Source organism: Pseudomonas sp. Leaf127 (assembly GCF_001423155.1).
Taxonomy (GTDB): Bacteria; Pseudomonadota; Gammaproteobacteria; order Pseudomonadales; family Pseudomonadaceae; genus Aquipseudomonas; species Aquipseudomonas ovata.
Genome location: NZ_LMOA01000005.1, coordinates 1 through 13,326, shown reverse-complemented (window position 1 = coordinate 13,326; position 13,326 = coordinate 1). Strand labels below are relative to the sequence as shown.

The window sequence follows — 13,326 nt, the reverse complement described above, 5'->3', positions numbered from 1 at the left end:
TATGGAGAAGCGATCTATGCCTCGTTTGCGCAACCAGCGCGGTTTTACCCTGATGGAAATCATGGTGGTGATTTTCATCATCGGCCTGCTGATCGCGGTGGTCGCGCCCAGCGTGCTCGGCAATCAGGACAAGGCCATGCGCCAGAAGGTGCTGGCCGACCTGTCGACGCTGGAGCAGGCGCTGGACATGTACCGCCTGGACAACCTGCGCTACCCGACCACCGAGCAGGGCCTGGGCGCGCTGGTCAAGGCACCGACGGCCGAGCCGCTGGCCCGGGCCTGGCGCGCCGATGGCTACATTCGCCGGCTGCCGGACGATCCGTGGGGCAACGCCTATCGCTACCGCGCGCCGGGTGAGCACGGGCGCATCGACATCTATTCGCTGGGTGCCGATGGCATCGACGGCGGCGAGGGCACCGACAGCGATATCGGTAACTGGAGCCTGTGAGGTGAACCGCGCGCGCGGCTTTACGCTGCTTGAACTGCTGGTGGTGATGCTGATCATCGGCCTGTTCAGTGGCTTGAGCGTGGCCTGGCTCAACGGCGCGCCGGCGCCGGCCGTGCAGGCGCTGGAACAACTGGCTGCGCAGGCGCAACACCAGGCCGCCCTGGCCCGGCACAGCGGGCAACCGATGGGGCTGCGCTGGACCGGCAAGCAGCCGGAGTTCGTGCGTTTCGAGCAGCAGCGCTGGGTGGCCCAGCCGTGGCGCGCCGAATCCTGGCCGACCCAGCTGTCAGCCAGTTGGCCGGCCAGCCAGGTGCCACAGGTGGTCTTTACCGCGCATGGCGTGGCGAGTGCGGCAAGTCTGCAATGGCAATGGGCCGAAGGCCGCCAGCGCTGGCAGTGGCTGAGCAATGATCGTCTGGTGCGGATTGATGGGCCATGAAGCGCCAGCGTGGGTTCACCTTGCTGGAAGTCATGGTCGCGCTGGGCATCGCCGCGATGATGACGGTGATGATCAGCCAGTTATTGCGTCAGCGTATCGCGGTGCACCAGGCGGTGCAGCAGCACCGGCTTGGCAGCTTGTGCGCGCGCGAGCTGGAGGCGCGCTTCGGCGTCGAGCAATACTGGCCTGCGGGCAAGCAGGTGCGGGGCGAACTGCGCCAGGGGCCGCACACTTGCCATTGGCGCCTGGACCTGGCCATGACCCGTGGGGTCAAGGATCTGCGCCGTGGCGAGCTGGCGCTGTTTGCCGCCCGTGACGAGCGTGAGCCGCTGGGGCATTTCACCGTGTTTCTGGTGCGTCCGCAATGAGGCCTCAACGCGGCCTGACCCTGATCGAACTGCTGGTGGCACTGGCCCTGACGGCGGTGCTCGGGGTGTTGCTGGCGGCCTTGGTCAACGGCTGGGTCAAGGTACGCGAACAACTGAACGAGCAGGACGATCAACCCCGGGTGCTGGAATTCTGCCTGGCGCTGGAGCGGCGGTTCGACAGCCTGGTGCTGCGCCAGTTATATGAGCAGCGCCTGCCGTTGCCGCAGGGCTTGCTCGACTGGCAACCCGCGACACCGCAATTGGCCTGGGTGACCCTGAGCGCCTGGCCGCAGGCGGGCGGCACATCCAGGCTGGAGCGTCAGCGCTTGACGTTCGAGGCCCGTGAACGACGGCTGAGCCTGCAAACGTCCGCCGATGTGTATGCGGTCGGCGCGCCGAACTGGCAGCGCCGCGAACACCTGGATGAGGTCAGCCAGGTGCAGTTCGGTTTCTATCAGGGCAATCGCTGGCTGGCGTTTCCCTCCACCGTCGCCAGCCTGCCGACCCGCGGGGTGCGGCTGGAATTCAACTACCACGGAGCCCCTTATGTGTGCACCTTCAATCTGCCCGACACCCGACCATGAGCCGGGGGCACGCGATGTCTGAGCGTTGGTCCCTGCGCCGGCGCGACACCCGTGGCTGGCTGCTGGTACGCCCGGGCCTTGCGCCAGATCGGCCCTGGCAGTGGCGGCGCTGGCCGGGTGAGGAGGCGGGCGACTGGCCGCCGCCGGCCGGTCATGCGCAGCGCGATCGGGTGGCACTGGTGCTGCCGGCCGCCCGGTGCAGCCACTTTCTGGTGCCCGCCCCGCCGGGCCTCAAGCGTCATGAATGGCCCCTGTTGCTGGACGATCAGTTGCAACAGCCCAGCGAGCAGGTCCAGGTGTTTGCCTTGGCGCGCGTGGCCGGGCACTTGCAGTTGCTGGTGGTCGAGCGTGCCAGGGTCCAGGGCTGGCTGGCCGATGCGCAGGCACTGGGTATCGAGCCCGAGGCGGTGTGGGCGCAGATGCAACTGATGCCACCGGCCGGGGCCGGCGAGGTGCTGGCCTGGCATTGTGGTGAAGAAACCTGCCTGGTGCGTGGCGATGCCGAGGGCCGGCAGCAGTGGCTGGTCTGGCCGACGGCACTGGGCGATGTGCCCGAGGACTGGCGAACCGACGCCGAGGCCTTCAGCGGTGTGTGGCCACAGCGTTGGGCGGCACTGGAGCGTTTGCCGAATCTGCTCGAACCTCGTCGCACCCGGATACGGCCTGGCGGCTGGCTCACGCCCTTGCAGCGCCGGCTGACGAGGTGCGCTGCGCTGTTGGGGCTGTGCTGGGCCATGTTGGCACTGGTGCAGTTCGTTAATCAGGTGCCGGTCTGGAAGGCACAGGTCCAGGCGCTGGCGGGGCCGGTGTCGACGGTGCAGCAGGCCACGCGCAGCCTGGCGCGGGTGCAGGCTGAACAGGCTGACTGGCGCGTGCGCCAGGAACAACTGGTGGTGCTGGAGCAGGGCCTGGACCGCTGGTTGGGTGCGCAACAGGACTGGGGCGTCGCGGGCAGTCATTTCGATGGGCGTACCTGGCGCCTGGTGCTGGGCGGTCATGCGCGCAGCCAGGTCGCGCCGCCACCCGCTTCGAACTGGCAGGATCTGGCGCAGACCGCCGGCGCAACGGCCAGTGCCGAGCCGAGCGAGAACGGCGCGCAACTTACCGTACGTTTTGACCTGGGGGCGTTGCCATGAATGCATTGTTCGTGCGTTTTTCCCATGGCTATGCGGCCTTGCCCGCGTCGCGTCGTTACCTGTTGCTGGGCGGCTGGGTGGTGGTCCTGACCCTGATCCTGGTGCTGATCGGCCGGCCGTTGATCGACTATGGCAAGGACCTGCGCCAATGGCAGCGTCTGGCCGCGCAGGCCCAGGTGCTCAAGCCGGCCGGCGAGTTCGACAACGCCCGCTGGCAGGCACTGGCCGGTGCCCATGGCGTGACCCTGACCGGCGTCGAGCCACGCGGCGATGTCTGGCAATTGCAGGGTGAAGTGGCCCGGGCCGACAGCCTGGCGCACCTGATGCGCAGCATTGAAGAGCAGGGCGCCCGGCCCTTGCGCTGGAGCCTGGAGCGCCGTGGTGCAGGCCTGGTGTTCAATCTGGATGTCAGCCGCCACGGAGGGCAACCTTGAGCCGTCGTCTATGGCTGGCCGGGGGGCTGGTCTTCGGTCTGACCCTGCTGCTCAACTTGCCGGCGGCCTGGGCCTTGCGGCTGATCGACTGGCCACCTGGCTGGCAGCCCGCGCAGGTCAGCGGCTCGGTGTGGAACGGCCAGGCGCAGCAGGCCGGTGCACTGGGGCCGCTGGCCTGGCAACTGCGCCCGTGGCGCGCACAACTGGAGACGGGGTTGGCGCAGCAGCACTGGACGCTGACGGTCAGTGGCTGGCCTTGGCATTGGCAGGCGCAATTGCTACCGGGCGCCGCAGTGGCGGGGGTGAACAGCCCTTACCTGATCGGCGGGCAGTGGCAAGGCCGGTTACAGATTGACGGGCGCGGTGCGCGTTGTGTCGGTGCCTCGGGTCAGGTGCAAGGGCATGACGTCGGCCTGCTGACGCCCTGGACCCTGGCCGTGGGCGAGGTGCGCTTGAATGTGGAATGTCAGCAAGGGCTGCAAGGGCTGGCTGACGTGCAGCGCGAAGGCGAACACCATCTGCAGGCCCGGCTCGAGACCGACGGTGGCGGTATTCGGGTGAGCGGGCAGGTCACGCCGCAGGCGGCACTGACACCTTTACTGGTGCAGGCCGGACTGCTCAAGGCCGGCGATGAGCGTTTTGAAAAAGTGTTTGGCGCCGTCAGGCGCTGAATCGGCCAGCAAGATCCATACACCTGCTGCGCCTGTTACATAGCCATCGCCAGCAAGCCCCCTCCCACAAGAGCCCCCTCCAGCAGGCATCGGCCGCTTCTTCTTGGCTGACCGACATTGACCCCGCGCATTGCCGTCTGACAAAAGGCAGGGCTTATGCCTGAAACAGCCTCTTCATGTCTGAAAACGACACACCAGAAAAACCTGTAGACACATTGTCTAACGTAAATTTATAGTCGTTATACAGATTGTAGACACAGCAGGGTGTTCTCGGGGTCGAGTCCTCCGGAGTTATTCGGGAAATGCTCTGCCAGCCCTCGGGGTTCAGGCAGGCAAGTGTCTGCGACAGAGTCCGATCGTGCATTGGCCAGGCAAGTCGAACAATAAAACTCAGGTTCCTGAAATGACGAAAATCACCCATTTGCCCGCCGACGATGCTTCCTGTGGCTGGTATCACCTCAGTCGCGCCCGGCAGCCAAAGCCTGCTCATTACGGCAAGAGTGCCGCCCGCTGGGTGGTGGTCGGGGCCGGGTTTACCGGCCTGGCGGCGGCGCGGCAACTGGCGCTCAATTTTCCTGATGACGAGATCGTGCTGGTCGAAGCGCAGGAAGTGGGGTTCGGCACCTCCGGGCGCAACGCAGGCTTTGCCATCGACCTGCCACACGACATCGGCGCCGAGGACTACATCGGCGACCTGGCCACCGCCAACATCAACATGAAGCTCAACCTCGCTGGCCAGTCGCTGCTGCGCGAGGTGGTCGAGCGTCACGGCATCGACTGCCAGATGAAGGCGTGCGGCAAGTACCAGGCCGCCATCGAGGATCGCGGCATTGCGATTCTCGACGCCTACCGGCGCGGGCTGGACAAGCTGGGCCAGCCTTATCAGGTGATCGAAGCGGCCGAGATTCCCGAGCACATCGGCACGCATTTCTACCGCAAGGCACTGTTCACGCCGGGCACGGTGCTGGTCCAGCCTTCGGCGCTGGTCAAGGGCCTGGCCGACACGCTGCCGGCCAATGTCACGCTGTACGAGCACACGCCGATCACCCGCGTCGACTATGGCGACAAGGTCGTGCTGGGCCATGCCAACGGCACCATCACCGCCGACAAACTGGTGCTGACCAACAATGCCTTCGGTATGAGCTTCGGCTTTCTCAAGGGCAAGATGCTGCCGGTGTTCACCTACGCCAGCCTTACCCGGCCACTCACTGACCAAGAGCAGCAGCGCCTGGGCGGCAAACCGTACTGGGGCGTGATTCCGGCCGACACGTTCGGCACCACGGTGCGCCGCACGCCAGACAACCGCCTGCTGATTCGCAACAGCTTCAGCTTCAATCCGAACGGGCGCAGCAACCCCAAGTACCTGGAGCGCTTCGTGAGCCGCCATCGCGCATCGTTTGCGGCCCGCTTTCCGATGTTGCCGCAGGTCGATTTTCAATACACCTGGGGCGGTGCGCTGGCGTTGTCGCGCAACCACGCGGGGCATTTCGGCGAGCTGGCGCCGAATGTCTATGGCGCGCTGTGCTGCAACGGGCTGGGCATTACCCGCGGCACCGTGACCGGCACGCTGCTGGCCAACTGGCTGGCCGGCCAGCGCAATGAATTGACCGATTTCCTGCTGGGCTCTGCAGGCCCCAACGGCAACCCGCCCGAGCCGTTCCTGTCCATGGGCGTGAACATCAACCTGATGTGGGGACAGCACCGGGCCGGCCGGGAAAGCTGAGGGGTCGCAAGGTACGGGTTACAGGTTTGAGAGGCTTCGGGATTGAACATGAGTTTGGCCCTGCGGGCGTGCTCGGCCCGATTTTCTGAAGACTGGAGATAATAATGACAACGCTCTCTACCTCGATCGAAGATGTACCGCTCAATGGCTTTCACAAGCTGTTGACCGTGCGCAGCGGCGGTGGCTCGTTTGTCGATGGCTATGTGCTGAGCATCATTGGCGTGTGCATGGTGCAAATGACCGCGGCGCTGGGCCTGAGCAGTTTCTGGCAAGGCATGATTGCGGCGTCGGCCCTGATCGGGATTTTCTTTGGCGGCTTCCTGGGCGGCTGGCTGACCGACCGGTTCGGGCGCCAGCGCATTTTCTTTGTCGGTCCGCTCCTGTTCATGCTGTGTTCGGTCGCTCAGTTCTGGGTCGAGTCGGGCGAAGTACTGTTCCTGCTGCGGTTCATGATCGGCATTGCCGTGGGCATTGAATACCCGGTGGCCACCTCGCTGCTGGTGGAGTTCCTGCCGAAAAAATACCGTGGCCCACGCCTGGCAACCCTGACCATCTTGTGGTTTGCCGGGGCGGCCACCGCCTACCTGGCGGGTGATTTCATTCTGCGTCATGGCGGCGAGGATGCCTGGCGCCTGGTGCTGGCCAGCGCGGCGGTCATTGGCGCGGCCCTGTTCCTGATTCGCCTGGGGACCCCGGAGTCGCCGCGCTGGTTGCTCGGCAAAGGCCGGGCCGGCGAAGCAGAGCGCGTCATCAAGGCGGTCTACGGCCCTGGGTTTTCGTTGCAGAACCTGCCCGAACAGCCCGAGGAGAAAAAGCTTTCGGTACTCAGCCTGCTGCACTCGGGCTACGGCAAGCGCATGTTGTTCGTCACCATGTTCTGGAGCTGCTCGGTGATCCCGGTGTTTGCCGTGTACGCCTTCGCGCCCAAGGTGCTGGCGGCGCTGAACCTTGAAGGTGACTGGGCTTCGTTCGGCTCGGTGGCGATCACATTCCTGTTCGTGGTGGGCTGTGTGGTCGCCACCAATCTGATCAATACCATGGGCCGGCGCAGCATGCTGATCAACAGCTTCCTGTTTTCGGGCCTGGCGCTGCTGGGGCTGGCGACCTTTCACGATGGATCCGAAATCCTGGTGCTGGCCCTGTTCGGTGCCTACGCGCTGTTCATTGGCGGCGCACAAGTGCTGCAGCTGGTTTACCCCAATGAGCTGTTCCCGACCGACATTCGCGCGTGCGCCGTCGGTGTCGGCACCTCGTTGTCGCGCATCGGTGCGGCCATCGGCACCTGGCTGGTGCCGATGTCGCTGGACAGCTTCGGCATTGGCACAACCCTGTACGCCGCCGCCGTCGTGACTCTGGTCGGGCTGGTGTTTGCCGTGGCGCTGGCCCCGGAAACCCGCTCGTTGAACCTGCAACAGGCTGCATCCCTGACGTGACGAAAAACAGCCACGTCGTTTGAGCGTGGCTTCCATTTCATTGTTCTGCTGCTCCACTGGAGGTCACCCTGTGAAATTCGAAGGCATCTATACCCCGGCCATCACCCCCCTCAAGGCAGGCGGCGCGATCGACGCACCGGCGTTTGCCCAGGTCCTTGAATACCTGATCGAGCAGAAGGTGCACGGCATCATCATCGGCGGCTCGACCGGCGAGTACTACGCGCACACCGCTCAAGAGCGCTTCGACCTGGCCGCCCAGGCCCGCGATGTGATCAACGGCCGCCTGCCGCTGATCATCGGCACCGGTGCCATCCGCACTGAAGACGCGGTGGCGTTTGCCGAGCATGCCAAGTCGATCAAGGCTGACGCGCTGCTGGTGGGTACGCCGCCCTACGCGCTGCCGACCCAGCAGGAAATCGCCCTTCACGTCAAAGCCGTGGACCGCGCGGCCGGCCTGCCGATCATGCTCTACAACTACCCGGGCCGCATGGGCGTGGCCATGGGCGACGAGTTCTTCGATGCCGTGGCCGACGTGCAGAACATCGTGGCCATCAAGGAAAGCACAGGCGACATGAACCGCCTGCACCGCATGGCCGTGACGTACCCGAACGTCGCGCTGTCGTGTGGCTGGGATGACCAGGCGCTGGAGTTTTTCGCCTGGGGCGCGCAGAGCTGGGTGTGTGCCGGCTCCAACTTCATCCCGTGCGAGCACGTGGCACTGTATGAAGCCTGCGTGATCGAGAAAGACTTCGCCAAGGGCCGCCGCATCATGGCCGAGATGATGCCGCTGATGGACTTCCTGGAAACCGGCAAGTTTGTCCAGACCATCAAGTACGGCAGCGAGCTGAGCGGCCTGTACACCGGTGGCGTGCGTGCGCCGCTGCAGGGCCTGACCGACGAAGAGAAACAGACCTTCAGAGAGGTCATTACCGTGCTCAAGCGCAATATCGCGCAAATCACCGGAGGTGCATGAACATGGCCGAGCTCTTGAGTAAAGAACAGTACGCCGCGATTGCCGCTGGTCTGACGTTCCCGACCCAGTCGTTCATCGATGGCGGGTTCTGCGATGCGCTGTCGGGCAAGACATTCCCGACCACCAACCCGGCCACCGGCGAACTGCTGGCCAATATCGCCGCCGGTGCCAGTGAAGACGTCGACCTGGCCGTGGCTGCAGCCAAGCGTGCCTTTGACGATGGCCGCTGGAGCAAGCTGTCGCCCGGTCAGCGCAAGCACATCCTGCTGGCTTTCGCCCAGTTGCTCGAAGACAACGCTCATGAGCTGGCGGTGCTGGAAAGCCTGGACAGCGGCAAGCCGATCCAGGAATGCCAGAACGTCGATGTGCCGGAAACCATCCACACCCTGCGCTGGCACGCCGAGTTGATCGACAAGATCTACGACGCCACGGCCCCGACCGGTTCGGCCGCCGTGAGCATGGTGGTGCGCGAGGCCATCGGTGTGGTCGGCCTGGTGCTGCCGTGGAACTTCCCGCTCTTGATGCTGGCCTGGAAAATCGGCCCGTCGCTGGCCGCCGGTTGCTCGATCGTGGTCAAGCCGGCCAAGGAAACCACCCTGACCGCCCTGCGTGTCGCTGAGCTGGCGCATCAGGCCGGTGTTCCGGCCGGGGTGTTCAACATTGTTACCGGCGGTGGCCGCGAGGTGGGTGAGCCGATCGGCCGTCACCCCGATATCGCCGGCGTGAGTTTCACCGGCTCCACCGACACGGGGCGTCTGTTTCTCAAGTACGCGGCCGAGTCGAACCTCAAGCGCATCGTGCTGGAACTGGGCGGCAAGAACCCGGCCGTGGTCATGAACGACGTCGAGGACATCGACGAAGTGGCCCAGTACCTGGTGGCTGGTGCGTTCTGGAACATGGGTGAGAACTGCTCGGCGTCTTCGCGCCTGATCGTGCACGCCGATGTCAAGGACGCACTGCTGGCGCGCATCAAGGTGCATGTACGTGATTGGCAACTGGGCGACCCGCTGGACCCGGCCAATCGTTTGGGCGCGATGGTCAGCAAGTCGCACTTCGAGAAGGTTCGTTCGTACCTGGAGTATGCCGTCGAGCAGCAGCTCAATGTCGTCGAGGGTGGCAAGACCCGTGATGGCGTGTTCATCGAGCCGACCATCGTCGATGACGTGGCGCCGGGCAGTCGTCTGTTCGTCGAAGAGATCTTCGGCCCGGTGCTGAGCGTCACCACCTTCACTACGCTTGATGAGGCCATTGCCCTGGCCAACGACACCGTCTACGGTTTGGCGGCTTCGGCCTATACCAGCAGCCTGCGCAATGCGCTGCGTCTGTCTCGCGAGATTCGTGCCGGGATCGTGACCGTGAACTGCTTCGGTGAAGGCGATGCCTCGACGCCATTCGGTGGCTATGGAGAGTCGGGTTTTGGCGGTCGTGACAAGTCCATCTGGGCGCATGATCAATACACGGAAATCAAGACCATCTGGATCAATGCCAATTGATGTAATCGCGGCGGTCAGTTGACCTGAAAGCGATCACCGGCACCACGCTGTCGGTGATCGTGGCCGTGTCCTCGCACCGGTAATCACCGGTTGCCCCTCTGAAATTCGAACATCTCCCGTGTCTCAACCCATGCTCCGGAGTGATCCTTGTTCCGGGGCATGTTTTCGTCCGCTTGATCGTCACTGCCGTAAGCGTCAGGTGGCTGGCTGTTCAGGCGGTATGCCTGACCCGGACAGGGCAAAGGCATGACAGGGGAAAATGGCCCCTTGGGTTCGGGACATGAATGCCTGCGTTTCTCTGTAGCGTTTTCCTACAAGTTATGAGGAAACGGCTGATAGCCTTTTCCTGCACAAAATATCGATCATACGCGCTGTTCACAACCGGTCATCAAGTCCTGCAGTCCGCCTCGATCGTGCTCCTATAAACATCCTCCTGTCTTGCTTGCCGAGTGCGGCAGGCGTGCGGATATCCGGCGTTACAGGCGTTCATTCCCCCAACTGGCTGGGCCTTATCATGTTGTTATCAAATTTCCCCGGTATCGCCCGATGGCGTGACCTGGTCATCAATCTTGTCGCCAAGGACATCAAGGTCCGCTACATGGGCGCCACCCTGGGTTTCATCTGGTCACTGGGCAACCCGCTGGCCGTGACCCTGACGTATTACCTGGTCTTTACTTATATTCTGCCCAGTACCCAGGACCGTTTTGCCCTGCACCTGGTGACGGGCCTGGTGCACTGGATGTTACTGGCCCAATTGCTTTCGCAAAGTGGTGAATGGCTGATCCATAACGGCAATCTGATCCGCAAGCTGCGCTTTCCGCGTCTGTTGTTGCCGCTTTCGGGGGCCTTGACCATCCTCGTGTTCTGGAGTGGCGTCATGGTGGTGTACGTGGCGCTGTTCTCGCTGTTGGGCGGTGTCGTGACCCCGGCCCTGTGGTTCTATCCGCTGGTGCTGGTGTCGTTCATGGCCTTTCTAATGGGGGCCGGCCTGGCCATCAGCGTTATGCAGGTCACGATGCGCGACATCAAGCACCTGATCGACGTACTGGTGCCGTTGATGTTCTGGATGACGCCCATTGTCTGGGTCACCTCTTCGTTGCCAGCCGAGATTGCACGGGTGGTCGCGTTCAATCCGGTGGCGCCGTATTTCAACAGCTTCAAGGCCATCCTTCATGAGGGCGTCGCCCCGCCCGCCAGTGATCTGCTGCTGTGCGTGGCACTGGGCACGGTGTCGCTGGTGATCGGGCTTCTGGTATTCAGAAACGTTGACAGTCGGGTCGAATACTTATGAGCAGCATTGTCATCGAGGCACAAAACCTTACCAAGCACTTCACCCTGCGCCATAACCGGGGCGGTTTGAAACAACGGTTCCTGGGACTGTTCCAGTCTCGGCATCGCGAGCAGGTCGAGACATTCACGGCCTTGAACGACGTGTCGCTGACCTTGCGCAAGGGTGAGTCGCTGGCCCTGGTCGGGCATAACGGGTCGGGCAAAAGTACCTTGCTGCAGTTGCTGTCCGGCATTCTCGTGCCCAGCAGCGGCATGCTCAAGACCTGTGGCCGCGTCGCACCCTTGATCGAACTGGGCGTGGGTTTTCATCCCGACTTGACCGGTGAAGAAAATATCTACCTTAACGCCAGCCTGTTTGGCCTGAGCAATCGACAGACACGCGCGCGCTTCAATGACATCGCCGACTTTTCCGGGTTGGGGCACTTTATCGATCAGCCGGTCAAGCATTACTCGTCGGGTATGTACATGCGTCTGGGGTTTTCCGTTGCCGTTCATGTCGAGCCACAGATCCTGTTGGCCGATGAAGTCCTGGCGGTGGGTGATGAGGCTTTCAGGAACAAATGTCGCCAGCGTATCCGTGACATGCAGGACGAAGGAATGGCGCTGATCCTGGTGACTCATTCAAGCGACGAAGGCCGGCAGTTCTGCCAGCGCTACCTGACCCTCGAGCAGGGGCGGGTCATCGATCAAGGCTCTTTTTAAAGGCGTTCATCGACCTGCATGGTCAACATCTCGTCCACTCTCAATGAACGGGTGTTGCGTAGGGGCCGAATCTGCACATGTCGCATCGAGCCTGCACGGCACCACCCGCTGAAAGCCCAGAATCAGCCTCAAGCATTCGACACAGGGAACATGCGATGAAACAAGCACAGCTCAAGGATATGGTCAAAGGTTGGTTCATTGGTGATTTTGAGCCTGCTGCATTCAATACGCCGGCTTGCGAGGTCGGGATCAAGCATTACAAGGCAGGCGATGAAAAGGCCGCTTACTATCACAGAGTCGCCACTGAAATAACGGTACTGCTCTCGGGTAGCGTCAGCATGCGTGGCCACATCTGGAGTGCTGGCGATATCGTCGTCCTTGAACCCGGTGACATCACCGCCTTTAAGGCGCTGTCCGATGCCGTTACTGTGGTTGTGAAAGTGCCGGGTGTTCTCGATGATAAATACGTTATCTGACTCATGAAAACGATTCTTCTGCAGCCTCATCCACGGCTTGGTTACGTAGCGTTGGACAGGCTGCGTACACTTGCACCTGAGCTGCCCTTGATGCGTGAGTGCCCCCGAATGCGTGCCCATGCCGTGTCACCTGTCTGACCTGCTGCAGTTCGGTGCCCGTGAAGCCATGCGTGATTTCTGGCAGCAGCCGTTGATCGAATCTGGCGACTTGTTGAATTAAAGGCCCTGTCGCAATTCCTTTGGCAGCTTTACGGTCTATTCACCTGCGCGCCGGGTGCTGGAGCAGGCCATTCTGCTGAGGGCCATGCACAAGAAAGGCATAAAGGTGCACCTCGGCAATCCTTCTCAGGTAATCATGAACCATCTGAAACTCTGCGACAGGGTCTTGTCGGGCGTAGGCACAGGCGCATGTCTGCGGGTTCTCAAGCGTCGTTGGCCGAGTTTTTCAGTGTGGTCAGCCTGATGATGGAGGCCTCTATCAGCGCGTGAGCCGTATCCAACTGATGCGCCACCAGGCGACCCGATGGACGTGGTCCGGTTATGGAGTAAGGATTGGCCACTTTATAGGCATTGATGGCTGCCCGGTTAAGGTGCCTGGAGGCCTTTATCAATGCCTCCCTGAAGTTCAGGCCTGGGCTGACCATGATCTCGTCTGGATCAAAAAGGTTACTCAGGCGGGGCGTGTCTTGGGGCGGCAGGATCATGCGGTGTCCTCTTTGTCGGGATCAAGGCCGTTTGCACCGTCGGCCAGAGGGGGCGATGTCTGGTTTTATCAGGTGCTGCGCCGGTGAAAAACCTTAGTCATGCTTGAGGGGCGCCACAAGCAAGCGCTACGGAATCAGACGCTTCCTACAACGTGACAAGTAATCGGTAGAGGCTGCGTGAGCGCATCCTATATAAAGAACAGCCTGCTTCTGAAGAAAGTTTGGGATGGGGGTTGACGGAGGTTTTGAATACTGTATTATTCGCCTCCCGCTGACGAGAGATCTGAAGCGCAAGTGGTTGAAGTTGAAAGAGAAAATCTGAAAACTTCCGAAAATAATCACTTGACATGTTACACAGGCGCTGTAGAATGCGCGCCTCGGTTGAAGCGAACAGCTCAACCAACCGCTCTTTAACAATTGAATCAAGCAATTCGTGTGGGTGCTTGCGGTGT

The 13,326-nt window shown here is 62.2% G+C and carries 17 protein-coding genes; 15 read left to right on the top strand and 2 right to left on the bottom strand.

The annotated features are described in order from the left end of the window. Positions 1-16 precede the first annotated feature (16 nt). The 15 genes from gspG to ASF84_RS28985 all read left to right on the top strand — a co-directional run bounded on the left by gspG (position 17) and on the right by ASF84_RS28985 (position 12,390). Entirely contained in the window at positions 17-448 is a 432-nt protein-coding gene (gene gspG / locus ASF84_RS05575; RefSeq protein WP_056836109.1) for a type II secretion system major pseudopilin GspG, read from the top strand. A 1-nt stretch (position 449) separates the two neighbouring features. Beyond that, positions 450-887: a prepilin-type N-terminal cleavage/methylation domain-containing protein gene (locus ASF84_RS05570; RefSeq protein WP_156684160.1), complete on the top strand. Its 438-nt coding sequence runs from the start codon at positions 450-452 to the stop codon at positions 885-887. Beyond that, positions 884-1,255, top strand: a complete 372-nt coding sequence (locus ASF84_RS05565) for a prepilin-type N-terminal cleavage/methylation domain-containing protein (protein WP_056836106.1) — start codon at positions 884-886, stop codon at positions 1,253-1,255. The genes ASF84_RS05570 and ASF84_RS05565 overlap by 4 nt, the downstream gene beginning before the upstream one ends. Next, positions 1,252-1,839, top strand: coding sequence for a PulJ/GspJ family protein (locus ASF84_RS05560; RefSeq protein ID WP_056836104.1), 588 nt, complete (start codon positions 1,252-1,254; stop codon positions 1,837-1,839). Before ASF84_RS05565 ends, ASF84_RS05560 begins: the two co-directional genes overlap by 4 nt. A 14-nt stretch (positions 1,840-1,853) precedes the next feature. Next, entirely contained in the window at positions 1,854-2,975 is a 1,122-nt protein-coding gene (locus ASF84_RS05555; protein WP_056836102.1) for a hypothetical protein, read from the top strand. Then, positions 2,972-3,409, top strand: a complete 438-nt coding sequence (gspM, locus tag ASF84_RS05550; RefSeq protein WP_056836100.1) for a type II secretion system protein GspM — start codon at positions 2,972-2,974, stop codon at positions 3,407-3,409. The genes ASF84_RS05555 and gspM overlap by 4 nt, the downstream gene beginning before the upstream one ends. After that, positions 3,406-4,080 (top strand): type II secretion system protein N, encoded by a 675-nt coding sequence (gspN, locus tag ASF84_RS05545; RefSeq protein ID WP_056836098.1) that lies wholly within the window; start codon positions 3,406-3,408, stop codon positions 4,078-4,080. Before gspM ends, gspN begins: the two co-directional genes overlap by 4 nt. 403 nt (positions 4,081-4,483) lie before the next feature. Next, complete coding sequence (locus ASF84_RS05540) at positions 4,484-5,803, top strand: NAD(P)/FAD-dependent oxidoreductase (RefSeq protein ID WP_056836095.1); 1,320 nt, start codon at positions 4,484-4,486, stop codon at positions 5,801-5,803. Between the two features lie 104 nt (positions 5,804-5,907). Continuing rightward, positions 5,908-7,236, top strand: a complete 1,329-nt coding sequence (locus ASF84_RS05535; RefSeq protein ID WP_056836093.1) for an MFS transporter — start codon at positions 5,908-5,910, stop codon at positions 7,234-7,236. Positions 7,237-7,306: 70 nt separating this feature from the next. Then, positions 7,307-8,209: a dihydrodipicolinate synthase family protein gene (locus ASF84_RS05530; protein ID WP_056836090.1), complete on the top strand. Its 903-nt coding sequence runs from the start codon at positions 7,307-7,309 to the stop codon at positions 8,207-8,209. 2 nt (positions 8,210-8,211) lie between these two features. Then, entirely contained in the window at positions 8,212-9,702 is a 1,491-nt protein-coding gene (locus ASF84_RS05525; protein ID WP_056836309.1) for an aldehyde dehydrogenase, read from the top strand. 514 nt (positions 9,703-10,216) lie between these two features. Further along, on the top strand, positions 10,217-10,993 hold the full coding sequence (locus ASF84_RS05520; RefSeq protein ID WP_056836088.1) for an ABC transporter permease: 777 nt from the start codon (positions 10,217-10,219) through the stop codon (positions 10,991-10,993). Continuing rightward, the gene (locus ASF84_RS05515; protein ID WP_056836086.1) at positions 10,990-11,694 is read left to right on the top strand and encodes an ABC transporter ATP-binding protein; all 705 of its coding nucleotides are present in this window, start codon (positions 10,990-10,992) and stop codon (positions 11,692-11,694) included. Before ASF84_RS05520 ends, ASF84_RS05515 begins: the two co-directional genes overlap by 4 nt. A 155-nt stretch (positions 11,695-11,849) precedes the next feature. Then, entirely contained in the window at positions 11,850-12,170 is a 321-nt protein-coding gene (locus ASF84_RS05510; RefSeq protein ID WP_056836084.1) for a hypothetical protein, read from the top strand. A 94-nt stretch (positions 12,171-12,264) separates the two neighbouring features. Next, positions 12,265-12,390 carry a WavE lipopolysaccharide synthesis family protein gene (locus ASF84_RS28985; RefSeq protein ID WP_156684158.1) on the top strand — a complete coding sequence of 42 codons (126 nt, stop codon included), beginning with the start codon at positions 12,265-12,267 and terminating at the stop codon, positions 12,388-12,390. Positions 12,391-12,592: 202 nt separating this feature from the next. Here ASF84_RS28985 and ASF84_RS05505 read toward each other — a convergent pair whose 3' ends face one another. Both ASF84_RS05505 and ASF84_RS29600 read right to left on the bottom strand, forming a co-directional pair. Beyond that, positions 12,593-12,874 carry a hypothetical protein gene (locus ASF84_RS05505; protein ID WP_056836082.1) on the bottom strand — a complete coding sequence of 94 codons (282 nt, stop codon included), beginning with the start codon at positions 12,872-12,874 and terminating at the stop codon, positions 12,593-12,595. A 145-nt stretch (positions 12,875-13,019) separates the two neighbouring features. Beyond that, a partial coding sequence (locus ASF84_RS29600; RefSeq protein WP_236709375.1) for a hypothetical protein occupies positions 13,020-13,326 on the bottom strand: 307 nt, incomplete at its 5' end.